We start from the raw sequence: 24,735 nt of genomic DNA on the forward strand, positions 1-24,735 counted from the left end.
GTCCACAGTCTCCGTTGTGGACACAGACTCCTTCATTCGATTTTCAATGAACAGGTGCCGCGAATTGTGCGCTTACGATAGACGCAACCGGGCTGTGTGACCAGAAAAGCTTCATCGCCGAGGTCCTGCAGTTTGATCGACCCATGCCCAGCCAATCGATGGTTCGGCGGCAGAATGATCAAGAGCTCGTCTTGGGCTACAGCTTCGCTTCGAACATCTGCCGCAGCCGGAGCATCGCCGAAGAAAAAGCTCACGTCCAGGTCACCACTCCTTATTCCGTTGCGCAGCCCGCTGCTGTTTGCTGTTTTCAGTGTTATCTCGACGGCGGGATATCGGCGGCTGAATTCAGCGACCAATTCTGGCAAGCGGGATGAGCAAAGCGTTTCAAGGCCACCGATGACGAGACTGCCCAATATGGTGACGGAAGTGCTCGCAACCGCGGAATATGCTTCGTCAGCAAGATTGAGCAGCTCAACTGCATAGTCGAGCAGACGCTGCCCAGCTGGCGTGAGCGTCAGCCTTCTGCGTGATCGGTCGAAGAGTTTTACGCCAAGCTCGGCCTCCAGGGCCTGAACCTGTTCCGTCACACTCGATTGGGAAAGATGGACGTGTTCAGCTGCGCGGGTGAAGTTAAGAGTATTGGCAACCGCACTGAATGTTTTGAGATGACGAAGTTGCACGCTCGGCCTCAGAGTAGAACTATGTTAATCAAATTTCTGGCATAAACCCAGCTTGGCGGAATGCATTAGGTACCACGCTTGCGGCCGGCGAGCAGCTTTTCACCATCGGCTCGCAATTCACTTTTGGTCCGACAAACCGGTAGAGCGTCTGCCTGGTAACGCCAAATTCAACACACAGATCGGCCACTTTGATCTCCGGCTGGCCCATGGCAGCGCGTGCAAGGCGCAGTTTCGCCGGAGTCATTTTAAAGGGGCGTCCGCCATTACGACCACGGGCACGAGCCGCTTCCAGTCCGGCTTTCGTCCGCTCCACGATCAGCGCCCGTTCGAACTCGGCCAATGCAGCGAACATCCCGAATACCAGTCGGCCGTTGGCAGTCGTCGTGTCGATTGATGCGCCTTCGCCAGCCAGCACCTTCAGCCCGATGTTTCGCTTGGTCAGGTCATCGACCAGATTGACGAGGTGACGAAGGTCACGGCCGAGACGGTCGAGTTTCCAGACGACGAGCGTATCGCCACGTCGGAGCGCTTTCAAACAGACGGCCAGACCGGGACGGTCGTCTTCCTTCCCGGATGCGGAGTCTTCATAAACGTTGTCGGTGTCAACACCGGCCCCAATCAGCGCATCGTGCTGCAGATCGAGGGATTGCGATCCATCAGCTTTGGAAACGCGGGCATATCCGATCAGCATGTATCACCAACGTTGGTTTGAGGCGGCGCGTCTGTCACAAATGCTTTGCTCGTTGGAAATGTATCTCAACCAGCTTCATAAACAAAGCGTCTTGAACACCATCTGATTTTGAAAAAGGAACATCGATGCCGCGTCGTGTCACTCTAACCGATCGGCAGAAGGATGCGCTGTTGCGCCTGCCGACCTCGCAAGCCGATTTGTTGAAGCACTACACGTTGAGTGACGAGGATCTCCGCCACATCAGGCAACGCCGGCGCGCTCACAACAGGTTCGGCTTCGCCCTGCAACTGTGCGTCCTGCGCTATCCCGGCCGGGTGCTGGCTCCGGGCGAATTGATACCGACCGAGGTGGTCGAGTTCATCGGAGCGCAACTCGGCCTTGGCGCCGATGATCTCGTCGACTATGCCGCCCGTGAGGAAACGCGGCACGAGCATCTTGCCGAGTTGCGGGCGCTCTATGGATTCCGCACCTTCTCCGGACGCGGAGCACGCGAGTTGAAGGACTGGCTGTTCCGGGAAGCCGAACTGGCAGTGTCGAACGAGGATGTCGCCCGTCGCTTCGTGACCGAGTGCCGACGCACCCGCACGGGTCTTCCCGCGACATCCACGATCGAGCGGCTTTGCGCCACGGCTCTGGTCGATGCCGAGCGGCAAATCGAGACGCGGATCGCCGGTCGCTTGCCCGTACCGATCCGGGAACAGTTACTGGCATTGCTTGAGGAAACGGCTGACGATCGGGTAACCCGCTTCGTGTGGCTGCGTCAGTTCGAGCCTGGCTCGAACTCTTCGTCGGCCAACCGTCTGCTCGAGCGGTTGGAATACCTGCAACGTGTCGATCTTCCCGAGGATCTGCTGGCCGGTGTTCCCGCCCACAGGGTGACGCGTCTGCGTAGGCAGGGCGAGCGGTATTATGCCGACGGCATGCGCGATCTCCCGGAGGGTAGGCGGCTTGCTATTCTAGCCGTCTGCGCATCGGAGTGGCAGGCGATGCTTGCCGATGCCGTGGTCGAAACCCACGACCGGATCGTGGGCAGGCTCTACCGGGCGTCGGAAAGGATTTGCCAGGCCAAGGTCGCCGACGAAGCGAACGCGGTGCGCGACACCCTGAAATCCTTCGCCGAAATCGGCGGTGCACTGGTCGATGCACAGGATGATGGCCAGCCGCTGGACGACGTTATCGCGAGCGGATCGGGCTGGGGAGGCTTCAAAGCCCTTGTCGCGATGGCAACCAGGTTGACTGCCACTATGGCGGACGATCCGCTCAATCATGTGCTCGACGGCTATCACCGTTTCCGCCGATACGCTCCTCGCATGTTGCGCCTGCTCGATCTTCGGGCTGCCCCTGTCGCACAGCCGCTTCTGGAAGCAGTGACGACGCTGCGCACCGGTTTTAACGATGCCACGCATACCGCCTTTCTGCGGCCGAGCTTGAAATGGCATCGCCATCTTCGTGCCCAGGCGGCTGGCGACGCTCGCCTCTGGGAGATCGCAGTGCTGTTCCATCTGCGCGATGCGTTCCGGTCCGGAGATATCCGGCTGGCCAGATCCCGGCGCTATGGCGATCTGAAACACGCACTCGTGCCGGCGCGAGCTGTCGCGGAAAGCGGCCGTCTCGCCGTGCCATTGCGGCCCGAGGAATGACTGGCGGACCGGCAAGCTCGCCTTGATATCCGGTTGCGCGAGCTGGGACGCGCAGCGCGCACGGGCACGATTCCCGGCGGGGCCATCGAAAATGGCGTCCTGCATATCGAGAAGCTCGAAGCCGCCGCACCAACTGGCGCCGAAGATCTGGTGCTCGATCTCTACAAGGAGATTCCGCCCACGCGCATCACCGATCTCTTATTGGAAGTAGATGCTGCGACCGGTTTCTGCGAAGTCTTCACCCATCTGCGCACGGGAGCGCCCTGCGTCGACCGGATCGGACTGATGAACGTCATCCTCGCGGAAGGGATCAATCTCGGCCTGCGCAAGATCGCGGACGCCACCAACACCCACACCTTCTGGGAGTTGATCCGCATTGGACGGTGGCATGTCGAGGGCGAAGCCTACGAACGGGCGCTGGCCATGGTGGTCGAGGCGCAGGCGGCGCTCCCCATGGCCCAATTCTGGGGCGCGGGCATCTCAGCATCGAGCGACGGGCAATTCTTCGCGGCGACCGAGCAAGGCGAGGCCATGAACCTGGTCAATGCGAAATACGGCAATACACCGGGCCTGAAGGCTTACAGCCACGTCTCCGACCAATATGCGACGTTCGCGACCCAGGTGATCCCCGCGACGGCGAACGAAGCTCCCTATCGTCAGGCCTGCATTGTCGTATCACGCTTCGCCCGGCGCTTGGCGAGCAGTTCGTCGGCCCGAGCGCGCGGCTGTCCTTTCGCATCAACATAAGCATAAAGGTTTGCGAGCAGCTTTGCAGCGTCCGATCAAACCGGGGTTTGTTGCGACGCAAGATGCCGATCGTGCTCGATTGGAAGATCCTACGTATTTTCTGCGGCAGTACTGTCCTGCGCATACCGGATCGCCAGATTGAGGTTGCGTCCAGCTGACATGCCTATGAACAAAGTCCATATGGCGGCGGCCATAAGCGGCGCTATGGGGTTTGTCGCTGCGATCATTCCAGATTCGATGATGTAGTGAAGCGCGAATTCGAAAAAGAAGATCGCAAGGATCACGACCAGCATCATGGCGTCGCCGGGGAGAGAAATGCTCCGCTGTGCGTGATCAACCGTGATGTTCCAGGTCCGGACATGATAATGTCCGATCAGCAGCCCTATGGCGGTTCCGCAGACGCCTGCGAGAAGATCAATCGAGCCGGACGAGGGAGACAGCCCAAAGAAGCCCCGAATACCAAGTGCGAGCATCAATGTCGGCATGATGAGCAAACGCTCAATCCGGATTGTCCGGGGATAACAGCGCGACACGCCCATCCAGAAGAGGACGAGAAATAGCACATAGACAGAGGGCGGCACATGAGACATTGTCGGCCTCCTCATGATTGGATACAATCCTAACGTCGTTAGTATTTGGCTCTGAAAAGGTCGATGTCAAGCCGGGTGCCGCCAAAATCCGACCGTTACCACCACGGCAATCTGAGGGCTGCCTTGCTGGCTGAAGCGCGTGCTCTGCTTGAAGAAGGGGGAGCAGCTTCGCTGTCACTGCGGGAGATTGCCCGTCGCGTCGGCGTGGCGGCCCCGTCTGCGTACCACCACTTTGCCAGCCTCGAAGCCATCGCTGTGGCCCTGGCCGAAGAAGGTTTTGCGGAACTGGCTGCAAGACTGGAAAAAGCTCCAACCAATGCTAAAGGGCAGTTGTCCGGTGCGGGTCGGGCTTATGTCCATTTCGCTCTCGAAAACCCCAGCCTTTATCGGCTTATGTTCGGTGATGGGTTCAGATCAGCATCGTCTGAAAGCCAAACCGTCCGCGCTCTCAGACGGCGTTCCTATAAGACGGTGAAAGCAGGACTGCGGAAACGGTTGCCAGAAGATCAGGTTGCTGCGAGCGCCTTGTTCCTCTGGTCGTTGGTGCACGGCTTGGCTCTGCTGCTGATCGATCACCAGGTCGAGAACGATACCGACATTAACGAAACAATCACTACTATCCTTCGCCTGTCAGGAACGGGCCTTCCATCATCCCAATAATCACCTCGGAAGACATGGCCGGCCTTTTTCCGCGAATGGCCGTCGTGGAGGGAGCAACATCACGAACCGTGACGAGCCGCGGAATCCTTATGTAGGTTTTCTGTTCCGTTGCTACTCAAACCCCTACAACAGTTATCATTTGGTAGTAGATTCTGTTGCCGGCGTCAGATCCATTTAAGCATTCGTTTCTGGGGCGACTGTGAATTTTCTCTGTTTCTGGATGGTACATGACCAAAGAGCCGTCATTGAGCGTTGGCGCTCGTTTTCTGTCGACAACGGCCTTGGCGTTGCTCTGCACGCTCTCGATCGCCGGGATGGCTCGCGCTGACGATCCGCCAGCGCCGCCATATATCAAAGCGGACGGGACGCGGACCGGCGATCTCGAGGCTGCCGCGCAATCCTGGCGCGATGATGCGGAGTTTACTAGAACCGTTTCTCCCAAAATACTCGGTGCCGAATACGCTTACGCTATTGGGGCGACAGGACAAGGCATCAAAGTCGCCGACCTTGATACCGGTGCCGATGGCAAGCATCCTGAGTTTGATGCACAAAGATTGATCGGCATTCCCGCTCGGGGTTTTTATGATTTGAACATTGGCCCCGTCGGAGGGCCGTACCTGGCCAAAGCGGGCACTCCCTTCGATCTGAACGGAGTCTGGACGGACCCAACGCCGCCCAACGGACGCAACCATGCGACGTCAGTCGACGGCACGATTATGGCGCGGCGCGACAGTCTTGGCACGATGGGAATAGCCTTCGATTCTGTCGTTTATTCAGCTCGCTCAGGAGAAGTGTACTCTTATAAGGATCGACAGAGAAGTCTCGATAATAACTATTTAGAAGAAAAGGAAAAAGATCCTGAAGTATTCAGACAATCGATGAATGGCATTCTCGCCAACGATATTAAAATTATTCTACATGAATGGCAACTCTCGCCACGCAAAGTTTCTTTGGTGCCTGCGGAGGCGTTTAGGGATCTGGCGACTCAGTACCTTAGCGGCAAGGATGGTAAGATACTAACTGCAATGCGGGATGCCGCGGATCGCGGCGCCGTCAATGTCGCCGCTGCTGGGAATTTTGGCACTGGCAATCCCCATGCTGGTGCTGGCCTGCCCTATTTTGAGCCGCGATATGAGCGCGATTGGCTTGCAGTCGTCGCCCGAGACGATGCCAGCAATGCTCTGGCCTCCTATTCGAATCGGTGTGGCGATGCAAAGTATTTTTGTATCGCGGCTCCCGATTCCACGATAGCACCGGACGCCAATGGCGGTTACGCTAGAGACGGCGGAACCTCGGGGGCATCTGCCGTTGCCGCGGCTAGCATGGCCGTAGTGGCGAGCCGTTATCCTTATTTGAGCATGCCGGAGGTCCGCGATGTGTTGCTGACCACCGGTCAACCCGCCGGCGATGACGGCATTGATAGAGATTTCGGCTGGGGTTTCATCGATCTTAAGAAGGCGATGCATGGCCCTGGTCAGTTTCTGGGGCGCTTCACCGCCAATCTGCCTGGCGGGACCAGCGACACCTGGAGCAACGATATCTCGGAAGCAGCATTGATACAGCGCAAGGGTGAGGAGCGCGCCGAGATCGCGGCTTGGCCGGAAGAGAGAGCGGCCAAGGTGATTGCGGATAAAGCCGAGGTGGCCGCACTGGAAGCGAAATTGCGGACTGTTCCAGCGGTCGGCGCGCTTTCGGCCGAAGTGATCGCGGATCTGGCGCAGGCGAAGGCCCTGCTGAAAGAACTGATCCGCAACAACATTCCTGGGATCTATTCTCGCGATAACTTCAACGCCGCGCTTCGGCCGATTCTTGCTAACCGTTCTGCGACCCAGCTGTTGGCGCTGTATGAGAAGTATAAGCCCGGCTGGACTCTGGGCGACAGCCAGCCGACCGATTTCGATGCGTTCATCACCGGTCGCAGCGACACGGAGCTGACGACCGCCATTGCCGGAGCGATTCGCGAAGCGATCATCACGTCGAACGCGGCGGTAACGGCATCGATCCAGGAGCTTGAAAAGGACCTCAATGGCGAGTTCCTATTGCGGCAGGCTCGGATCGACCGTCTTTTGAACAAGACGGATGCGGATTATGTCGGCAGCCTTGTGAAGCAGGATGATGGGCAGCTGATCCTTGCCGGCAACAACAGCTATTCGGGCGGAACCTTCCTGGAGGGCGGCACGCTGGGTGTTGCAAGCTCGACCGCGCTGGGCAGCGGGGCGCTGGCGATGGCTGATGGGACGACCTTGCTGGCGGCGGCGGATGGCCTTGACCTTGCCAATGCGGTGAGCATCAGCGGCATCGGCCGGATCGACACACAAGCCTATCGTCTGCAGCTTTCGGGCGTGATTGCCGATGGCGCCAGCCCCGGCAGCCTTGCCAAGCTCGGCAGCGGCACGCTGAGCCTTGCCGCCCTCAATAGCTATACCGGCATGACGATGATCTCGGAGGGGACGCTGGCGCTTTCGGGCGCCGGCGACATCGCGGCCAGCGCCGGCGTCGCGCTGGAAAAGCCGGGAGCGGTATTCGACATTGCGGCAGCCGGCGGCGACCGCACCGTCAAGAGCCTGTGGGGTGCTGGCGATACCCTTGTCGAGCTCGGCGCCAACAGATTGACCGTCGACACCGCGGGTGTCTCGATGTTTGCCGGCGTGGCCGCCGGCGACGGCGGTCTGACCAAGACAGGCGACGGCGTCCTGAAGCTCGCAGGCGCCAGCACTTATGCGGGCGAGACCTTGGTCGCCGGCGGCCTGCTCAGCGTCGATGGCTCGATCGTTTCGCGGGCCGTCGTCAATGACGGGGGGAAGCTCGGCGGCATCGGTTCTGTTGGAGGTGTGATTGCCCGGAGTGGCGGCATGGTGGCGCCCGGCAATTCGATCGGTACGCTGACGGTGGCGAAGGCAGGAGCGAGCGGCGATGGCGCCGGTAACGTGACCTTCGAGAAGGGTTCCGCCTTTGCCGTTGAAATTGGCTCGGACGGCCGTTCCGACCGACTGGCCGTGGAGGGCAGCGCGACGCTTCTGGGTGGAACCGTGCTCGTGTCGCTGGAAGACCGCGCCGAGCCCGCAAGTGCCTCCGAACTTGCGAAGCTTGCGGGCAATCGCTACACGATCCTGACCGCGAGGGCCGGGATCGAGGGGACCTTCGATGACCTTGCGACCCGCTATGCCTTCATCGATACGGCGCTGGTCCATGGTTCGGATCATGTCGACCTTACGGTCGAGCGGCTGGCTTTCGAAACGGCAGGCCGCACCTTCAACGAGAAGCAGACGGCGAACGGCATTGACAGCCTTGGTGAAGGCAATGCGCTTTATGACACGGTTCTCGCCTCCACTGCGGCGGCCGATGCCGCGGCGATCTTTGCGGCTGCATCGGGCGATATCCACCCTTCCGTGGCCGGAGCTTTGATCGAGGATGGCCGTTTCGTGCGCGACACTGCCAGTGCCCGTGTGCGGGTGGCCTTCGACGGCATCGTCACCGATCCGAAAGCGACCATGGGCGCCTTGCAGGATACGGCCGCGACAGGTCCTGCCTTCTGGGGCTGGGGCTACGGCTCCTGGAACAATGGGGACGGTGACGGAAATGCCGCCGGGCTCGACCGGACCCTGGGCGGCTTCCTGACCGGTGTCGATGGCTTTGTCGCCGACGACTGGCGCCTCGGCTTCCTGGCCGGCTATGCCAACAGTTCGATCGATGCCGCCAAAGCCTCGGCCTCGGTCGACACCTACCAGCTCGGCATCTATGGCGGCACCCGATGGGAGGCCATCGGCCTGCGGTTCGGCGCCAGCTATGCCAGGCACAATATCAAGACCCAGCGCGGGATCGATCTGGGTCAGCTGTCCTCGGGCGCCAGCGCCGACTATAGCGCCGACAGCGTGCAGCTGTTCGGCGAAGCCGGATACGAGGTCAAGTCGGGGGACGCCGTCTTCGAGCCATTCGCGGGGCTTGCCTTTACCCATCTTGGCGCCGATGCCTTCACCGAAACGGCCGGACCGGCCGCCCTCTCGGGCTCCAAGGGCTCTTACGATGTCACCACCACCACGCTCGGCCTGCGCGCCTCATACGAGTTTGCCCTCAGCGGGACCGTTCCGGTCAAGGCTTCCGGCATGATTGGCTGGCGGCATGCCTTCGGCGACACCACGCCGCAGACCCGTCTGGCCTTCGCCGGCGGCGACGTATTCACCAACCGCGGCTCGCCGATCGCCAAGGATGCGCTGGCCCTGGAGGCCGGCTTCGGTGTCGATATCTCAAAACAGGCTTCGCTCGGCATATACTACAACGGCCAGATCGCCAGCTCCGCGTCCGATAACGCCGTCAAAGCAAACCTCACCGTCCAGTTCTGATCACACCGGCCGCCCGCGCAAGGGCGGCCGCACTTCTGCGTTCCTATGCTATTCCTGCTTCGCAGTTTTATCTATCGACAGATCCGCACCGCAACAAATTGTAAAAGAGAGTATCTAGGAGGGATTATGAAAAGATTTCTGCTGGCCACACTGTCGGCCTCGGCGCTGATGGTGGCGCAGCCTTCGGCTGCAAAGACGCTGGTCTATTGCTCGGAAGGCAGCCCGGAGAATTTCGCGCCGAGCATCAACACCACCGGCACGTCCTTCGACGCCAACACCCAGATCTACGATACAGTCGTCAAGTTCGAGCGCGGCGGCGTCAAGGTCCAACCGTCGCTGGCTGAGAAGTGGGAGATCTCGCCGGATGGGCTGATCTACACCCTCCACCTCCGCAAGAACGTGAAGTGGCATTCGAACAAGAACTTCAAGCCAACCCGGAACTTCAACGCCGACGACGTGCTGTTCATGTTCGAGCGGCAATGGAAGGAATCCCACCCTTATTACAAGGTGACCAGTTCCAATCATTCCTACTTCAACGACATGGGCCTGCCCAAGCTCCTGAAGTCGGTCGAGAAGGTCGACGACCAAACCGTCAAGATCACGTTGAACCAGCCTGAGGCGCCCTTCCTCGCCGACCTCGCCATGCAATATGCTGGCGTGCAGTCGAAGGAATATGCCGATGCGATGCTGAAGGCTGGCACGCCCGAGAAGATCGACCAGGAGCCGATCGGTACCGGTCCGTTCTATTTGGTGCAATACCAGAAGGACGCGATCATCCGCTACAAGGCCTTTGCCGACTACTGGGCCGGCAAGGCCAAGATAGACGATCTGGTCTTCGCGATCACGCCCGACGCTTCAGTGCGCTGGGCCAAGCTGCAAAAGGGCGAATGCCATGTCATGCCTTATCCGAACCCGGCCGATCTCGACGCGATCAGGAAGGACGCCGCTGTCCAGGTCTTGGAGCAGCCGGGCCTGAACATAGGCTACCTCGCCTACAACACCACCAAGAAGCCTTTCGACGACGTCAAGGTCCGCCGCGCCGTCAATAAGGCGATCAACAAGAAGGCGATCATCGACGCGGTCTACCTCTCCAGCGGCGTAGCCGCGACGAACCCGATCCCGCCGACCATGTGGTCCTACAACGAGACCATCAAGGACGATCCCTTCGATCCGGAAGCAGCCAAGAAGGAGTTGGCCGACGCCGGCTACCCGAACGGGCTCGAGATCGACCTCTGGGCGATGCCGGTACAGCGCCCCTACAACCCCAACGCCAAGCGCATTGCTGAATTGATGCAGGCCGATCTCGCCAAGGTTGGCATCAAGGCCGAGATCAAGACCTTCGAATGGGGTGAGTACCGCAAACGCCTTCAGGCGGGCGAGCACCAGACCGGCATGTTTGGCTGGACCGGCGACAATGGCGACCCGGACAACTTCCTGCACACGCTGCTCGGCTGCGACGCGGCTAGGAACAATGGCGGCAACGTCGCCAAATTCTGCTACCAGCCCTTCGACGAGTTGGTGACCAAAGCCAAGACGATCACCGACCAGGCGGAGCGGGAAAAGCTCTACAAGCAGGCGCAGGTGATCTTCAAGGAACAGGCTCCCTGGTTTACGATCGCCCATGCGGTACAGATCAAGCCGGTGCGCAAGGAGGTGGTCGACTTCAAGCTCTCGCCCTTCGGTCGCCACGTCTTCTATGGCGTAGACATCGGCAAGTGAAGCTCCGCGTCAAGTAATCCCAAGGCTGGCGGAGCAAATGCTGTTTCGCCAGCACACTTTCAGGTTTCATTATTACGCTGTGAAGCTCGGAGTATTTTCGAGCGCTCCGCGGCGGGGGTGGAACTACTCAATCGTCACCATGATGATAGATCGGTTTGGCTAATGCGTTCTGGTATTCCCGCTGCGCCAGAATTCGAACTTGAATAAAATAAGATCACAAGACAGACACCTCGACGAGACGCTCCGGCCAACAAGACTGGTTACAAACTATGCTTCGCTTCTTCCTGACCAGGGTCAGCCTCGTCATCCCGACCTTTATTGGGATCACTCTGCTGGCCTTCTTCCTCGTCCGGCTCGTGCCGGGCGACCCGATCGAGACCATGGCCGGCGAACGCGGCATCGATCCTGCCCGCCATGCGCAGTTGCTGAAGGAGTACGGCCTCGACCAGCCGCTCTTCGTCCAGTACGGCCGCTATATCGAGCGCGTCGTGCTGGGCGATCTCGGCAAGTCGATCGCCACGCGCGACAGCGTCCTCTCCGAATTTGGCCAACTCTTCCCCGCTACCATCGAACTCGCGCTTTGCGCCATCCTGATCGCGCTGATCGTCGGCCTGCCTGCCGGCATCATCGCCGCGGTAAAGCGAAATTCGATCTTCGACCATGGCGTGATGGGTATATCGCTCACCGGCTATTCGATGCCGATCTTCTGGTGGGGCCTGCTGCTGATCTTACTGTTCTCGGTCCAGTTCGGCATCACCCCGGTCTCCGGCCGCATCGCGGTGCAGTACTTCATCGAGCCGGTCACCGGCTTCCTCACCATCGACAGCCTGCTCGTCAACGACATCGACGCCTTTTGGTCGGCACTGGCGCATCTGGTGCTGCCCGCCATCGTGCTCGGCACCGTGCCCCTCGCTGTCATTGCCCGCATGACGCGCTCGGCGATGCTGGAGGTGCTCAGCGAGGACTATATCCGCACCGCCCGCGCCAAGGGCATGGCCCCCCTTCGGGTTGTCGCCTTGCACGCACTGCGCAACGCACTGATCCCGGTCGTCACCGTGATCGGCCTGCAGATCGGCACACTCTTCACCGGCGCGATTCTGACCGAGACGATCTTCTCCTGGCCGGGCGTTGGCAAATGGCTGATCGAGGCGATCAGTCGGCGCGACTACCCTGTGCTCCAGGGGGGCACGCTGCTGCTTGGCATGGTCGTGATGAGCATCAATCTCCTGGTCGACCTTGCCTACGGCCTGATCAACCCCCGCATTAGACACGCCCGATGATCGGTCTTTCGCTCCTTCCCTCCAATCGGAGCCTTCGCCTATGAGCACCGAGACGATGCAAGCTTCCGTCGCCAGTCTTGCGCCACCGCATCCTGCCCGCGAGTTTTGGATCTACTTCAGCGCCAATCGCGGCGCAGTCGCCGGGCTCGTCGTCATCAGCCTCGTGCTGTTCTGCGCGCTCTTCGCATCACAGATCGCCCCGCACGATCCCAATCTCACTAACAACGCCGTCTTCCTGAAGCCGCCTTTCTGGCAGGAGGGCGGCTCGCTCGTCAATCCACTCGGCACCGACGCGATCGGTCGCGATATCCTCTCGCGACTGCTCTACGGCGCACGGCTCTCGCTCGTCATCGGCATCGCCGTCGTTGCACTGGCCATCGTCGTCGGCATCGTGCTCGGTCTCATCGCCGGCTTCTTCAAGGGTATAGTCGATATTGCGCTCATGCGCTTGATGGACATCCTGATGACGATGCCGAGCCTGCTGCTTGCCATTGTCATCGTCGCCATCCTCGGCCCTGGCCTGATGAATGCAATGCTCGCCGTCGCCATCGTCGTGCTGCCGCATTATGTCCGCGTCACCCGCGCCGCCGTCATCGCCGAATCCTCCAAGGACTACGTCGTCGCAGCCCAAGTAAGCGGCGCGCAGAACACTCGGCTGATGTTCTCGGAGATCCTGCCGAACTGCGCCGCACCACTGATAGTGCAGGCGACGCTTGGCGTCTCCACCGCTATCCTTGACGCCGCCGCGCTTGGCTTCCTCGGCCTCGGCGCCCAGCCGCCAACTCCGGAATGGGGCACCATGCTCGCTGACGCCCGCGAATTCGTGCTTCGCGCCTGGTGGGTAGTCACTTTCCCGGGTCTTGCCATTCTAATCACCGTGCTCGCCTTCAATCTGCTCGGCGATGGGCTGCGCGACGCCCTCGATCCCAAATTGAGGCGCTGATCCCATGCCCCTGCTCGAGATCGAAAACCTCAGCGTCGAGTTCCCGACCTCCCGGGGAACCCTGCGCGCGGTCGACCGCATCGACTTGACCCTCGACGTCGGCGAGGTGCTCGGTGTCGTCGGCGAGTCCGGCTCCGGCAAGAGTGTCACCATGCTCGCGCTGATGGGGCTCGTCGGCTATCCTGGCCGCGTCCGCGCCGACAAATTGCGCTTCGATGGCCGCGACCTCCTGACGATGTCCGCCCGTGCGCGCCGCCAGCTCACCGGCAGGGACGTGGCGATGATCTTCCAGGAGCCGAGCACCAGCCTGAACCCCTGCTTCACCATCGGATTCCAACTCGCCGAAACCCTCAAGAAGCATGAGGGCATGGACAGCAAGGCAGCGAGGCGCCGGGCAATCGAATTGCTCGAACAGGTCGGCATCCCTGCCCCGGAAAGCCGCCTCAAGGCTTATCCCCACCAGCTCTCCGGCGGCATGAACCAGCGCGTCATGATTGCCATGGCGATCGCCTGCAATCCACGCCTGCTGATCGCCGACGAGCCAACGACGGCGCTCGACGTCACCATCCAGGCGCAGATCCTCGATTTGCTGATGAAGCTGCAACGCGAGCGCAACATGGCGCTCATCCTGATCACCCACAATATGGGCGTCGTCGCCGAGACTGCGCAGCGCATCATGGTGATGTATGCCGGGCAGATCATGGAGGAGCGCAAGGTCGATGCGTTGTTCTCCACCCCGCAGCATCCCTATTCCGCCGCGCTGCTCGCCGCCTTGCCCGAACGCAGTGAAGGTGCGAAGCGGCTAGCCACCATCCCCGGCATGGTGCCCGGCCTCAATGATCGCCCGAAGGGCTGCTTATTCAGCCCGCGCTGCGCCTATGCCACGCAGCATTCGCGCACAGTCCAGCCTGAGCTTCGCTCCTGGCAGGACGGGCATGTGCGCTGCCACTACCCGCTCGGCGATCCCGATCGCGAGACGGAGCGCGCCCGCGACGAAACCAGCGCGACGACGGAGGTGGCCCGATGAGCACCCCCGTCATCGAAGCCCACGATCTTGTCCAGACCTATCAGATCAGGCAGGGGCTTTTCCGCCCGCCGGCGCAATTGCAGGCGGTGAATGAGATTTCCTTCACGGTCGAGGCCGGACGCACCCTGGCCGTCGTCGGCGAATCAGGTTGCGGGAAGTCGACGCTGGCGCGCATGGCGACGCTGATCGAAAAGCCAACTTCGGGCTCACTGACGCTCGACGGACTCGACGCCGTCTCGCCGCCAGCGAGCGAGCAGCGCCGCTTGCGGCGCACCGTCCAGTTCGTCTTCCAGAACCCCTATGGCTCGCTCAACCCGCGCAAGCAGATCGGCACGATCCTCGAGGAGCCGCTGCTGATTAATACCGACCTTTCCAAGGCCGAACGCATCGAGAAGGCCCGTAGCATGATGGCCAAGGTAGGCCTGCGGCCGGAGCACTATAGTCGCTACCCGCATATGTTTTCAGGCGGCCAGCGCCAACGCATCGCAATTGCCCGCGCATTGATCCTTTCGCCGAAAGTCCTGGTCGCGGATGAGCCGGTCTCGGCACTCGACATCTCGATCCAGGCTCAGGTCCTCAACCTGCTGGCCGATCTGCAGGACGAGTTCAAACTCGCCTATCTCTTCATCTCGCACGATCTCAGCGTCGTCCGGCACATCGCCCATGACGTGATGGTGATGTATCTCGGCAATGCCATCGAGCATGGGCCGAAGGAGCGGATCTATACCCGCCCCTTGCATCCATATACCCAGGCATTGCTCGCCTCGACGCCGCGCGTTGGTGGCGACAAGCGCGAGCGCATCGTGCTACGCGGCGAGCTGCCCTCGCCGCTCAACCCGCCGACAGGCTGTGTTTTCTCGACCCGCTGCCCGTTCGTGACCGATCGCTGCCGCTCGGAACGTCCGCTGAAGCGCGAGATCCACGGACGGCAGGTCGCCTGCCACTACGCCGAGACGTTTTTGGGGTCGGTTCCGGGAGGGGGCGGAATCGTACGTTAGCGAGCCTTTTGCGACTCCTGTACAAGGCGAAATATAGCAACCCACAATGATAAACGTCCCGACACGCAATCATGGGCTATTTTCAATGCAAATCAGGTCGCATACTCATTAAAGTACAGTTTCGGCGCGTAACCATTGTACAAAACACCGTCTACCAGCGTTAAAATGGTTTTGACGGAGTAAGGAGAACTTTCGCCTGCGGCCGCTATTGCATAAGACCACCGGCCTTATCTTTTAAAGTGTGCTTCGTAGACTTCCACATGTGGCCCGAATTCGGACCAATTGCGTCGCGACCGCATGTAGGCTTGTCGGAACTTGTATCGGTCACTGGTGATCCATGACGGATCATCGAATGCGCCTGCTGGCAATGTGCGAATGCCGGGAACGGCTTCAAGCGTGAAGCCGAGGTTAGTTCCGCATTTGCCGCAGAATTCAACTTCAAGCCACCGACCCGACTCGTCAGAATAGTGACGGTGCTTCACAATAGAGTTGCCCAACACCGCAATGCTTTCCGCAGCAAACACAACTTCGACACCAAATGCTGAGCCGGTTCTTCTCTGGCACCACAGACATTGGCAGACTGTTACACGCAATGGATCTTCCCGCGCCTCGAACCGGACTTCTCCGCACATGCAAAGCCTGCTTTGCTCATGAATGCCTGGATTCCCTATCGTTTCAATGAGGACGCAAGAGCCCGCAAACGGGTTGATTCCAAAAGTTCACGTCGTGTCTCCGCGGTCCCCCGCCGCTTGTCGGCCCAGTGTGCGATAAACGGTCGGCCGCGAAATCGAGAACAGCTCAGCAAGGTCGCTGATCGAATATTCACCGGTGTCGTGCATGCGGCGCAGCTCCTTCTGCTGACGATCTGATAGTTTTGGCTTTTTGCCTCGCAATTTTCCTTTCGCGCGCGCAACCGCCATCCCTTCCCGGGTTCGCATCCTGATCAGGTCCGCTTCGAACTCGGCGAACGTAGCAAGGATGTTGAAGAACAGCTTGCCCATCGGATCGTTCGGATCGTGGATGCTTGATCCGAGCTGAAGCCTGACGCCGCGAACAGCCAAACTATCTCCGATTGCTCGCGCGTCAGGAACGGATCGCGCCAGGCGGTCGAGCTTGGGCACGACCAATGTGTCGCCGGAACGCACGGCAGCCAGCGCTTGGTCAAGGCCGGGCCTCAACCGGTTCGTACCGGTGAAGCCGCGATCCGTATAAATGCGATCCGCCGCGACACCGAGCTTCAACAGAGTCTCTTGCTGTGCGGCGAGGTCCTGCTTGTCAGTCGAGCAGCGAGCATAGCCGATGAATGTGTTCGTCATGTCGAAACTATAACGTATGAGGTACCGTCATTGCAATAAATATCGTACTACCTTAATGAGACGGTCGGCCTCTCGTGTTTCCTGGCCTGGAGCGCGGAGTGGTGGAATGTCCGTTGAGCGATCCTCTTTCGGACAGGCCGGGGCTGATGAAAATCGGCATGGAGGCGTCACCATGGACGCGGATAGTAGGAGCACAGGAAACCATTTCGCTGAATTGGCCGAGGAGCAGCGAACGGGAGCTGCCGCCCGCTTCACGGTTCTCAAGCCGCATCTTGATGACGACGTGCCTTTGATCAGGGTTGCCGCCGACGCTGGCGTTTCGATCCGGACCCTCCGGCGCTGGCTTTCTCGATACCGTTCCATGGGAATGTCAGGACTGGCCCGACATCTGCGCCCGGATGCCGGGCGCAGAAAACTCACGCCAGACGTTGTTGATCTGATCGAGGGACTGGCGCTCATCAAACCGCGCATGACGATCGCGGCGATTCATCGACGAGCGACGGCGGCACTACACGCTAAGAACATGGCCGCACCATCCTATGGTACCGTTTATGCGATCGTTCGCAAACTTGATCCCGCCCTGGTAACTCTTGCCCATGAGGGGCTGCCGGCGTTTCGGAACCGCTTCGAACTGATCTATCGCCACCGAGCCGAGAAGCCAAATGCCCTTTGGCAAGCGGATCACATCCAACTCGATATTCTGGTGATCGACGCTGACGGCTCGACCGTGCGGCCATGGCTGACAACCGTCATCGATGACCATTCACGGGTCGTGGCCGGATACATGGTGTTCGTCGGCGCACCCTCGGCGCTGCACACGTCGCTTGCGCTTCGACAGGCAATATGGCGAAAGACTATCGATTGCTGGGCGGTTTGCGGAATTCCCGACGCTCTCCATGTCGATCATGGCAGCGACTTCACCAGCAATCATCTGGACCAGGCGGCTGCCGATCTCCGAATCCGACTGACCTACCCCGAAGTCGGCCGCCCGCAGGGACGCGGAAAAGTGGAGCGGCTGTTCGGAACGCTGAACACAGAACTCCTTTCCGAATTGCCGGGAAACATCAGAGGCGGCAAACCCATTTCACCTCCGCGCCTGTCGGTTCCCGAACTGGACGCCGCGATAGGCCACTTCATCACGACGATCTATAATACTCGCGTTCACAGCTCCATCGGTACCACGCCCCTGAAGTCATGGCTCGGGGATGGATGGCTGCCGCGAATGCCCGAAAGCCTGGAAGATCTCGACCTCCTGCTGGTAATGGTGGCGAGGCCGCGTGTCGTGCACCGGGACGGCATCCATTTTGAGGGCGCGCGCTATCTCGATCCGACGCTGGCCAGCTATGTCGGCGAGTTCGTCACGGTCCGCTATGATCCCCGCGACGTAGGGGAAATTCGCGTGTTTCATCGCAACCGGTTCCTGTGTCGTGCCATCAGCCCGGAGTATGCCGGCTACACCATCACCCTGAAAGACATTCAGACCGCCCGTACCGAACACCGTCGAGCGCTGCGCAGCCAGATCACCGAAAAGGTCGGCAGCGTCAAAGACTTCCTGCCCGATACGACAAGGCGCACCGGCCCTGAAAAACCCAAGCCGCAAAGAGCAGCGGCGAAACGCAGGCTGCGAACCTACTTCGAGGATGACCCATGAAACCCGCTTCGGATCGGCGGGATGAAGGGCCGTTCATCGCCACGAAAGAGCGTCGACGTTTTGTCGAATTCGCCAATACTGTTCGCCGACACCGCTATATCGGATTGTGTCATGGTCCGGCCGGCGTCGGAAAAACCCTGTCTGGCAGGAGATACGCAAACTGGGAAAGGGCCGAAGCGCTCCTGTCGACATGGAAAACCCGTGATCAGTCCGATACCAGCACCCAGGCGGTACTCGCACGATCTCGAACGATCTTCTATACGCCGACAGTCGGAAGCCCCCTTCGGGAATTGCGTGACGATCTCCAACGCCTGATCGGCCGCGTCAGCTATTGCATCGACGAGAGTCTGGATAACCTCACCGTTACACCCACGCATGACGGTTGCGGTCTGATCAAGCTTATCGTGATCGATGAGGCCGAACGGCTGTCGAACCTTGCGCTCGAATATGTCCGCGATCTCTTCGACCGCTCCAACATCGGCCTCATCCTTGTCGGAATGCCGGGCATCGAGAAGCGCATGGCGCGCTATCCTCAGTTCTACAGCCGTGTCGGTTTCTCTCATGGCTACCAGCCGCTTCTGGGGGATGAGCTGTCGTTCGTTCTCACCCGGCACTGGCGGAAGCTCGGCGTCACGCTGGACGAGGCCGATTTCACCGACGCACAGGCCGTCGCCGCGATCGCGCGTATCACCGGCGGAAACTTCCGCCTTCTTCATCGCCTGTTCGTTCAGATCGAGCGCATATTGCGCATCAACGAAATGACCGCCATCACAGAAGAAGTCGTGGATGCGGCTCGCAGCACGCTGCTCATCGGTGCCACTTAGCGCTGAAAATTTGATGCCAGATAGCTTTGAAGGTCACAAAATTCAACGCTGCCGATTTTGTAGCGAAAGTCAGGATTTGTGCGACTGGAACGGCAACCATAACGACCGCTTCAATCACCAACACGCGGGAGTCCGGCACCCGCTGCATGGTCGATCACGTAGAGCCATTGTCCATCCGGCTGCCTCCTGACCACTTCCACTGAACTGCCCGCTGCAACTTCATTGCCGTCTTCCGTGGTCAGCTTCCAATCGGCACGAAGGAGTGCAAGATCGCCATGGACGACGCAAAAGTTGTTGCGCGAGGTCATCACGCCGGGGACCTCTAGGAGTTTCGCCAGTTCCGGAGCAATAGCTGAAAGACCGATGCAACTGTCTCCACTTCCGTCTGTCAGAAGCACGGCCTCTCGCTCGTAAAGGCCAAGCAAGTTATCTATCTTCCGTGTGTTGAAGGCCCGCGCGAAGGCTTCGTTCATTTGCCGGGGTTCGGTAACGCTGATCGACACGATTCTGGCTCCTTGTCTATGGTGATGGAACTAAAACCACGCTCGATCAGGACTAACCAAACGGGAAGGATCGCCGGATGAGGCAACATTTTGCCGATGATCGCATCGACTTGCAGGCACCCGAACCGCGACGGCCAGTAGAATGTCCAGTCGAGGACTGGTTGTCATTTCTCGGCCATCGCTGGAATGCCCTGATCCTTTGGCATCTGAAGGACGGTGCGAAACGTCACGGTGAACTAGCGGAGCTTCTTCCCGGTGTTTCGCCCAAGGTTCTATCTGAGCGGCTGTCCGCCATGGAGGGGCGGAAACTGATTGTTCGCTCCCCTATACTCACCTTTCCGCGCGGCGTTCTCTATGAGCTTTCGCCCGCTGGCGCTTCCCTTGTTCGGATTCTGGATGAGTTGGAGATATGGTCCCGCAATTTTTCAGATGAGTGACTTGTCGCGGAAATCCCGAAACCCGCGACAGTCGCACAATAGGGATTTTCGCGACGGATTGCACGCGGTAGATTCCGGGTATGTCACTCACGAGAAAGTCCCTGCCCTTGCCTATTGGATACGCCCGCGTCTCGACCGAAGGCCAGACCCTCGACCAGCAGCGCACGGTATTGAAGGCGGTTGGCTGCAAGCGCGTGTTCGAGGAAAAGGATCCGGCGCGCAGCGCGGCCGCCCCAAGTTGGCGAAGATGCTGGACCATTTGCAGCCGGGTGACGTGGTGACGGTGACGCGGCTCGACCGCCTCGCCCGATCGACGCGCGATCTTCTCGACATAGCCGAGCGGATCGGCCAAGCCGAGGCCGGCTTGCGATCGCTGGCCGAGCCGTGGGCCGATACGACGACGCCGGCCGGGCGCATGGTGCTGACATTCTTTGTCGGCGTTGCCGAGTTCGAGCGCAGCTTAATACACGAGCGGACGAGCGCCGGCCGAGCTGCGGCGAAGGCGAAGGGCGTTCGGTTCGGCCGCCCCCTCCCCTGTCCGCCGAGCAGATCGCACACGCCCGCCAGCTCATCAGCAAGGATAAAAGGGGCAAGGGGGCGGGTGCTGTGAAAGGAGCGCAAGATGAACAGCGTCGTGAGATCCTCCGGCAATCGGAACAGGATCGGCAGCGCGAAAACGGCCGCGATGGAGCTGAGCGCTGAGTTCGTCGGTTAATATAACCTTGGACCTTTGGTCAGGCTGCCACGGCTCAACGAGGTCGTGGCCAGCCGGTTGGTCGGCGGAGGTCACTACGTGTGAATGTTTGGACGCCGGATATCGACACATCCGCGCTTCGTCGATGCTTTACTCGACCGCGAGTTCTGCATTAAGAACTAGTTCACCTATATTGAGCTTGGCAATACAGGGGAGTGGGTACCCGCTGTGTCTTTAGCGACAAACTTGATTGTCCTAAAGAGGAAGGCTACCGAACCGTCGGCCATCATCCACGCAACTGGAGACATTCTTCGCCAAAACAATTCCGATAATGCTAATCTCACTCATGAACGTCTCCTATTTAACAACGTTTCAACACCGCAATCTTGGCACATTATGATGCCGTTAGGAGACGTCCACCCCATCGACTGGGCCTGACACCGGCGGCAAATCCGGCGCTGTCGTCATGATGGCTGGATTCCTTCGACATTAGCACTCATAATTGTGATGCTGAATCGAATGAATTGATATTTTGTCTGCAGCCTTGTAGCAGATGCATAAGCCTAAACGGTACAGGGCAATCAGGATGCAAAAGGTCCAAATTTGATCACGCCAAGAACCGCTGTTTTGAGAGACCAGGTTTACGACCGATTGGGAGAGTTGATTCGTGGCGGGCAGTTCTCTCCCGGCGAGAAGATCACCATAAGAGACCTTGCCAAGAACTTGTCAATGAGCCCAACGCCTGTTCGTGAGGCTCTCTATCGCCTGATATCCGAGGGCGTCCTACAAGGTGAAGCAAACAGATCCGCAGTTATACCCCTTCTAATGCCCGAGCAAATCGCCGAACTCAAGGATATCCGTTTGCACATTGAGTGCTTTGCCGCAGAGCGCGCTGCACTAAGGGGCACGCCGGAGATTGCAGAAAGGTTGCGAAAAACATCAGAAAAACTGAAAAAGGTTCGTGCCGCTGGTGATCGTCGTGCCGATATTGCAATGGTATATCAATTTCAGTTTGAACTATACGCTGCGTGCAGCATGCCCAACCTTATTCAAATAATCAATTCACTTTGGTTGAAGACGGGGCCATACCTAAATCTGCTGTACCCTCACTATATTTCCTCGATATCATCTGCTCGCGGCGACTGGCGGGAAAGGATAGCCACCGGGGTTGAGAACAAAGATGCCGCTGCGGTTGTCGAAGAGATCAGAGAGGATATCGATCAAGCGTTGAGCTACATCGCTAGCATCATGGCGGCTGCCGCAATGTTGAATCAGACACGCCGGTAACGTTACTCTGCCTACAGTGAGGCAACTGTCTCTGAGTCCAGAGATTACTTACTTTGATCATCATCTGGTCCCATAGGTCCCAATGAGCGAACGATCAAAGGAGTTTTCGCCCGCTTTAAGATGAGCAACTACCTGTCGAAGGTCCGTTAAATAGGCGTCCACTACTTCCCCAAAAGCGAGACTGAGAATACCCAAATTGATCGCGGGTGGATTCGGGGACGGTGCAACGGTATGCCAACCCTTGGCAGCTAGACCTGCTGCGATATCGGCCACGTCCAGCGATTCTGAACCATAACTCATGACCGTAAGTTCAGGATCGCCACAAACAAATAGCCCCTCTATTGTGGGGATTTCCCGTATTAGCTTGTCACGTACCTGCCAGATTTGTTCCGCAATTTTACAATAGCCTTCATTGCCTAGAAAACGCATAACAGCCCACGCAGCAGCAATGTTCGCACCAGAACGCGTACCGGCGAAGGTCGACGTCACATATCGTCCGCGGGACCAGTTGTCGAAGTCAAACACCTGGTACTGCTGGTAATCGGCATTCGAAAAGGCAACAATCGACGCCCCCTTTGGCGCAAAACCATATTTGTGCAGATCTGCAGAAATGGACTTCACACCCCTCACTCGAAAATCCCACAGTGGGATCGAGTGCCCATTCTGCTCGGCGAAAGGAGACAAAAATCCGCCGACACACGCGTCGGTGTGAAACCATATGTTTCGGGACGTTGCTAAGGTAGCAAGTTCCTCAATCTGATCGAAAACTCCCGTAGTAAACTGCGGAGCTGACCCAGCCATTATGATTGTTTGATCATCTAGAGCTGCCTCCAATGCGTCGATGTCAGTTTTGAAGTCGTCACGCGGCAAAATTCTTTCAACTTCCAGCCCCAAATACTTTGCTACTTTATCGAAAGCCGGGTGCGCGCTGTGGGAAATTAACATTTTTGGTTGGGTGACTTCCGGGCGAGCGGCTTTCGCCCACTCCCGTGCAGTCTTCATGGCGATGAAAATACTCTCAGTGCCCCCTGACGTAATGCTGGCTGCACCACCATTCCCGCTAAAGAGGGATAGCGCCCACTCTACGACCTCCGACTCAAATTTCTTGATCGAAGGAAATGCACTGAGGCCCAACGCATTCGTCGCGTGAAATTTTTCAAGCGCGATTTTGCCGACGCGATCAACATCGTCGTTGGCAAAATGAACGTAAAAGCCCGGCAAACGGCCCCCTCTCCAGTCCACGTCGCCTTGCCTGGCGCACTCCATCGCCTGCCAAATTGCCGCTTCCTCCAGACCCTTTTCCGGGAATGATATATTCTTTTTCATCTGTCGCGCCTCCATTGTGAGGCAGAGAGTCGCATAATGATATTACATTTTCAACATAAATAGTTAACATACCGAGGTTACCGATGGGCTTGCATGCCGGGACACTTGTGGCAAATTTTGGCGCTTAACCGTACGTTGACCCCCGCACGATCAACCGCGGGTATTGGCATACGCGCCGATTATCGAGAAACGGTTGCGGCAATTCCGGGGCGCCCCCTGCGGCTCGGTCGGCATCGATGAGACCTACGTCAAGATCCGTGACAAGGGGCGATATCTTTATCGAGCCATCGACAAACACGCCAACCGCTTCGACTTCCTGCTGACGCCGAAACGTGATCTCGATGCCGCAAAGCACTTCTTCCGGAAGATGCTGAAGGACGAGCCATTGTGCTCGGCAGGACAGATAGGCGCCGACGGGGCCAACCTTCCCCTCAACGATCAAGACGTCGGTTGAAAACGGGCTCCTGCATCCAGATCCTGTGCACTATATCACGAGGCATCTTCAGCAAGGTTCGGACTTCGAAAAGTTAACAAAGCATGAAAATCAGCGCCGCTATGAGATAATTCTGGCCTCGCCGAAAATGTTGCAACACGCCCCTTTCAAATCTTCCCGCAGTGGGTCGCTCGCTCAGGATTGTCGTCCTCGGCGGATGTGTTCTTGCAGGATCGAATAACTGGTCGTAATCGAAATGGGACCGCTTGGCGGCTTCAGATCAAGTGCGGCCGCCGGCACGCTGAGCGTGAACGCAACGAGGCCGACAAATCCCGCCGCGATGCCGAAGTTGCCTTCGCGGTCGATGCATTGGCCAACGGGCTCGATGCCATGGCGAAGGGCAGGCTCACCTGCACGATCAAAACATCCGTTGCTCCGGCGCTCGACAAGCTGCGCTCCGATTTCAACGCCGCCGCAGCCGGCCTGAGGCAAACCCTTGTCGAGATCCGAACCACATCGTCGACCATTCATGGAAGCGGCTGGCCGAGGGCGCCAAGGCGCTCTCCAATCGCACCGAGCAGCAAGCGGCTTCCCTCGAGGAAACGGCGGCAGCCGTCGATCAGATCGTCGCCACGATCCGCAACGCGGCAGATCAGGCGGTCAATGCCGACCGAACTGTCTCCAAGGTCCAGGGCGCTGATCGGTCCACCGTCGTCGTCGGCAATGCCACTTCTGCGATGGGGCGCATCGAGGTTGCCTCCAGCCGGATCGGCAACGTCATCGAGGTCATCGACAACATCGCCTTCCCCCATGCCATGCCTTTGTCCGACCAAGTGCTGTAAAGTCGGAGATTGTTGGGATGATCAATAACGGACTAGGGTTTGTTGAGATTCATCGCGAATTTATGACGGCAGCGCAAGCGTAGATCATTGCTGAGAAGTTTCGGTCG

General features: G+C 58.9%; 22 protein-coding genes and 2 pseudogenes. 15 read left to right on the forward strand and 9 right to left on the reverse strand.

The window, feature by feature from the left end; genetic code table 11:
- Positions 1-32: 32 nt before the first annotated feature.
- Both ACPYOP_RS29845 and ACPYOP_RS29850 read right to left on the reverse strand, forming a co-directional pair.
- Positions 33-680: a LysR family transcriptional regulator gene (locus ACPYOP_RS29845; RefSeq protein ID WP_481413861.1), complete on the reverse strand. Its 648-nt coding sequence runs from the start codon at positions 678-680 to the stop codon at positions 33-35.
- A gap of 28 nt (positions 681-708) precedes the next feature.
- The gene (locus ACPYOP_RS29850; RefSeq protein WP_481413862.1) at positions 709-1,371 is read right to left on the reverse strand and encodes a recombinase family protein; all 663 of its coding nucleotides are present in this window, start codon (positions 1,369-1,371) and stop codon (positions 709-711) included.
- A 125-nt stretch (positions 1,372-1,496) separates the two neighbouring features.
- Here ACPYOP_RS29850 and ACPYOP_RS29855 point away from each other — a divergent pair.
- Positions 1,497-3,665: pseudogene (locus tag ACPYOP_RS29855) on the forward strand (Tn3 family transposase); the annotation flags it as partial.
- Between the two features lie 182 nt (positions 3,666-3,847).
- Here the strand turns inward: ACPYOP_RS29855 and ACPYOP_RS29860 are convergent.
- Positions 3,848-4,363, reverse strand: a complete 516-nt coding sequence (locus ACPYOP_RS29860) for a DUF6622 family protein (protein WP_481413863.1) — start codon at positions 4,361-4,363, stop codon at positions 3,848-3,850.
- Between the two features lie 48 nt (positions 4,364-4,411).
- Here ACPYOP_RS29860 and ACPYOP_RS29865 point away from each other — a divergent pair, with 48 nt between their 5' ends.
- On the forward strand, positions 4,412-5,008 hold the full coding sequence (locus ACPYOP_RS29865) for a TetR/AcrR family transcriptional regulator (RefSeq protein WP_481413864.1): 597 nt from the start codon (positions 4,412-4,414) through the stop codon (positions 5,006-5,008).
- 242 nt (positions 5,009-5,250) lie between these two features.
- On the opposite strand, the gene ACPYOP_RS29870 is transcribed toward ACPYOP_RS29865, so the two are convergent.
- A complete protein-coding gene (locus ACPYOP_RS29870) occupies positions 5,251-5,541 on the reverse strand; it encodes a hypothetical protein (RefSeq protein WP_481413882.1) in 291 nt (96 codons plus the stop codon).
- On the opposite strand from ACPYOP_RS29870, the gene ACPYOP_RS29875 reads away from it, so the two are divergent.
- From ACPYOP_RS29875 to ACPYOP_RS29900, 6 genes are all read left to right on the forward strand, one after another.
- Positions 5,500-9,348, forward strand: a complete 3,849-nt coding sequence (locus ACPYOP_RS29875; RefSeq protein ID WP_481413880.1) for an autotransporter domain-containing protein — start codon at positions 5,500-5,502, stop codon at positions 9,346-9,348. The two genes, ACPYOP_RS29870 and ACPYOP_RS29875, sit on opposite strands and share 42 nt — an antisense overlap.
- Positions 9,349-9,474: 126 nt before the next feature.
- Positions 9,475-11,067, forward strand: a complete 1,593-nt coding sequence (locus ACPYOP_RS29880) for an ABC transporter substrate-binding protein (RefSeq protein WP_481413865.1) — start codon at positions 9,475-9,477, stop codon at positions 11,065-11,067.
- Positions 11,068-11,336: 269 nt separating this feature from the next.
- Positions 11,337-12,347 carry an ABC transporter permease subunit gene (locus tag ACPYOP_RS29885; RefSeq protein WP_481413866.1) on the forward strand — a complete coding sequence of 337 codons (1,011 nt, stop codon included), beginning with the start codon at positions 11,337-11,339 and terminating at the stop codon, positions 12,345-12,347.
- Between the two features lie 55 nt (positions 12,348-12,402).
- On the forward strand, positions 12,403-13,290 hold the full coding sequence (locus ACPYOP_RS29890) for an ABC transporter permease subunit (RefSeq protein WP_481413881.1): 888 nt from the start codon (positions 12,403-12,405) through the stop codon (positions 13,288-13,290).
- A 4-nt stretch (positions 13,291-13,294) separates the two neighbouring features.
- A complete protein-coding gene (locus ACPYOP_RS29895) occupies positions 13,295-14,317 on the forward strand; it encodes an ABC transporter ATP-binding protein (protein WP_481413867.1) in 1,023 nt (340 codons plus the stop codon).
- The gene (locus ACPYOP_RS29900) at positions 14,314-15,315 is read left to right on the forward strand and encodes a peptide ABC transporter ATP-binding protein (protein ID WP_481413868.1); all 1,002 of its coding nucleotides are present in this window, start codon (positions 14,314-14,316) and stop codon (positions 15,313-15,315) included. The genes ACPYOP_RS29895 and ACPYOP_RS29900 overlap by 4 nt, the downstream gene beginning before the upstream one ends.
- Before the next feature lie 227 nt (positions 15,316-15,542).
- On the opposite strand, the gene ACPYOP_RS29905 is transcribed toward ACPYOP_RS29900, so the two are convergent.
- Complete coding sequence (locus ACPYOP_RS29905; RefSeq protein ID WP_481413869.1) at positions 15,543-15,947, reverse strand: GFA family protein; 405 nt, start codon at positions 15,945-15,947, stop codon at positions 15,543-15,545.
- Between the two features lie 87 nt (positions 15,948-16,034).
- A complete protein-coding gene (locus ACPYOP_RS29910) occupies positions 16,035-16,631 on the reverse strand; it encodes a recombinase family protein (RefSeq protein ID WP_481413870.1) in 597 nt (198 codons plus the stop codon).
- Positions 16,632-16,803: 172 nt separating this feature from the next.
- Here ACPYOP_RS29910 and ACPYOP_RS29915 point away from each other — a divergent pair, with 172 nt between their 5' ends.
- Positions 16,804-18,282, forward strand: a complete 1,479-nt coding sequence (locus ACPYOP_RS29915) for a transposase (protein ID WP_481413871.1) — start codon at positions 16,804-16,806, stop codon at positions 18,280-18,282.
- On the forward strand, positions 18,279-19,106 hold the full coding sequence (locus ACPYOP_RS29920; RefSeq protein WP_481413872.1) for an AAA family ATPase: 828 nt from the start codon (positions 18,279-18,281) through the stop codon (positions 19,104-19,106). The genes ACPYOP_RS29915 and ACPYOP_RS29920 overlap by 4 nt, the downstream gene beginning before the upstream one ends.
- A gap of 110 nt (positions 19,107-19,216) precedes the next feature.
- Here the strand turns inward: ACPYOP_RS29920 and ACPYOP_RS29925 are convergent, their stop codons facing one another.
- Positions 19,217-19,609, reverse strand: a complete 393-nt coding sequence (locus ACPYOP_RS29925) for a YybH family protein (protein WP_481413873.1) — start codon at positions 19,607-19,609, stop codon at positions 19,217-19,219.
- Positions 19,610-19,686: 77 nt separating this feature from the next.
- Here ACPYOP_RS29925 and ACPYOP_RS29930 point away from each other — a divergent pair, with 77 nt between their 5' ends.
- The 4 genes from ACPYOP_RS29930 to ACPYOP_RS29945 all read left to right on the forward strand — a co-directional run bounded on the left by ACPYOP_RS29930 (position 19,687) and on the right by ACPYOP_RS29945 (position 22,027).
- Complete coding sequence (locus tag ACPYOP_RS29930; RefSeq protein WP_481413874.1) at positions 19,687-20,046, forward strand: winged helix-turn-helix transcriptional regulator; 360 nt, start codon at positions 19,687-19,689, stop codon at positions 20,044-20,046.
- Between the two features lie 80 nt (positions 20,047-20,126).
- On the forward strand, positions 20,127-20,327 hold the full coding sequence (locus ACPYOP_RS29935) for a recombinase family protein (protein WP_481413875.1): 201 nt from the start codon (positions 20,127-20,129) through the stop codon (positions 20,325-20,327).
- Positions 20,294-20,656 (forward strand): recombinase family protein, encoded by a 363-nt coding sequence (locus tag ACPYOP_RS29940; RefSeq protein WP_481413876.1) that lies wholly within the window; start codon positions 20,294-20,296, stop codon positions 20,654-20,656. Before ACPYOP_RS29935 ends, ACPYOP_RS29940 begins: the two co-directional genes overlap by 34 nt.
- A gap of 687 nt (positions 20,657-21,343) precedes the next feature.
- Complete coding sequence (locus ACPYOP_RS29945) at positions 21,344-22,027, forward strand: GntR family transcriptional regulator (protein ID WP_481413877.1); 684 nt, start codon at positions 21,344-21,346, stop codon at positions 22,025-22,027.
- A gap of 60 nt (positions 22,028-22,087) precedes the next feature.
- Here the strand turns inward: ACPYOP_RS29945 and ACPYOP_RS29950 are convergent, their stop codons facing one another.
- Complete coding sequence (locus ACPYOP_RS29950; RefSeq protein ID WP_481413878.1) at positions 22,088-23,353, reverse strand: pyridoxal phosphate-dependent decarboxylase family protein; 1,266 nt, start codon at positions 23,351-23,353, stop codon at positions 22,088-22,090.
- Between the two features lie 160 nt (positions 23,354-23,513).
- Here ACPYOP_RS29950 and ACPYOP_RS29955 point away from each other — a divergent pair.
- A pseudogene (locus ACPYOP_RS29955) lies at positions 23,514-23,898 on the forward strand (DDE-type integrase/transposase/recombinase); the annotation flags it as partial.
- A gap of 415 nt (positions 23,899-24,313) precedes the next feature.
- On the opposite strand, the gene ACPYOP_RS29960 reads toward ACPYOP_RS29955, so the two are convergent.
- A complete protein-coding gene (locus ACPYOP_RS29960) occupies positions 24,314-24,598 on the reverse strand; it encodes a hypothetical protein (protein WP_481413879.1) in 285 nt (94 codons plus the stop codon).
- Between the last annotated feature and the right edge of the window lie 137 nt (positions 24,599-24,735).

The sequence above is a fragment of the Rhizobium sp. KNZ2-6A genome (genome assembly GCF_056755475.1).

What these genes read in the sequence shown, in the direction of transcription:
- ACPYOP_RS29870 (WP_481413882.1), bottom strand. Translation starts at nt 5,541, where the DNA reads ATGCTTGCCATCGGCACCGGTATCAAGGTCGGCGACTTTGATGCCTTG.
- ACPYOP_RS29865 (WP_481413864.1), top strand. Translation starts at nt 4,412, where the DNA reads ATGTCAAGCCGGGTGCCGCCAAAATCCGACCGTTACCACCACGGCAAT.
- ACPYOP_RS29920 (WP_481413872.1), top strand. Translation starts at nt 18,279, where the DNA reads ATGAAACCCGCTTCGGATCGGCGGGATGAAGGGCCGTTCATCGCCACG.
- ACPYOP_RS29890 (WP_481413881.1), top strand. Translation starts at nt 12,403, where the DNA reads ATGCAAGCTTCCGTCGCCAGTCTTGCGCCACCGCATCCTGCCCGCGAG.
- ACPYOP_RS29940 (WP_481413876.1), top strand. Translation starts at nt 20,294, where the DNA reads ATGCTGGACCATTTGCAGCCGGGTGACGTGGTGACGGTGACGCGGCTC.
- ACPYOP_RS29885 (WP_481413866.1), top strand. Translation starts at nt 11,337, where the DNA reads ATGCTTCGCTTCTTCCTGACCAGGGTCAGCCTCGTCATCCCGACCTTT.
- ACPYOP_RS29960 (WP_481413879.1), bottom strand. Translation starts at nt 24,598, where the DNA reads ATGGGGGAAGGCGATGTTGTCGATGACCTCGATGACGTTGCCGATCCG.
- ACPYOP_RS29950 (WP_481413878.1), bottom strand. Translation starts at nt 23,353, where the DNA reads ATGAAAAAGAATATATCATTCCCGGAAAAGGGTCTGGAGGAAGCGGCA.
- ACPYOP_RS29935 (WP_481413875.1), top strand. Translation starts at nt 20,127, where the DNA reads ATGTCACTCACGAGAAAGTCCCTGCCCTTGCCTATTGGATACGCCCGC.
- ACPYOP_RS29915 (WP_481413871.1), top strand. Translation starts at nt 16,804, where the DNA reads ATGGACGCGGATAGTAGGAGCACAGGAAACCATTTCGCTGAATTGGCC.
- ACPYOP_RS29880 (WP_481413865.1), top strand. Translation starts at nt 9,475, where the DNA reads ATGAAAAGATTTCTGCTGGCCACACTGTCGGCCTCGGCGCTGATGGTG.
- ACPYOP_RS29860 (WP_481413863.1), bottom strand. Translation starts at nt 4,363, where the DNA reads ATGAGGAGGCCGACAATGTCTCATGTGCCGCCCTCTGTCTATGTGCTA.
- ACPYOP_RS29905 (WP_481413869.1), bottom strand. Translation starts at nt 15,947, where the DNA reads ATGTGCGGAGAAGTCCGGTTCGAGGCGCGGGAAGATCCATTGCGTGTA.
- ACPYOP_RS29850 (WP_481413862.1), bottom strand. Translation starts at nt 1,371, where the DNA reads ATGCTGATCGGATATGCCCGCGTTTCCAAAGCTGATGGATCGCAATCC.
- ACPYOP_RS29910 (WP_481413870.1), bottom strand. Translation starts at nt 16,631, where the DNA reads ATGACGAACACATTCATCGGCTATGCTCGCTGCTCGACTGACAAGCAG.
- ACPYOP_RS29930 (WP_481413874.1), top strand. Translation starts at nt 19,687, where the DNA reads ATGAGGCAACATTTTGCCGATGATCGCATCGACTTGCAGGCACCCGAA.
- ACPYOP_RS29900 (WP_481413868.1), top strand. Translation starts at nt 14,314, where the DNA reads ATGAGCACCCCCGTCATCGAAGCCCACGATCTTGTCCAGACCTATCAG.
- ACPYOP_RS29895 (WP_481413867.1), top strand. Translation starts at nt 13,295, where the DNA reads ATGCCCCTGCTCGAGATCGAAAACCTCAGCGTCGAGTTCCCGACCTCC.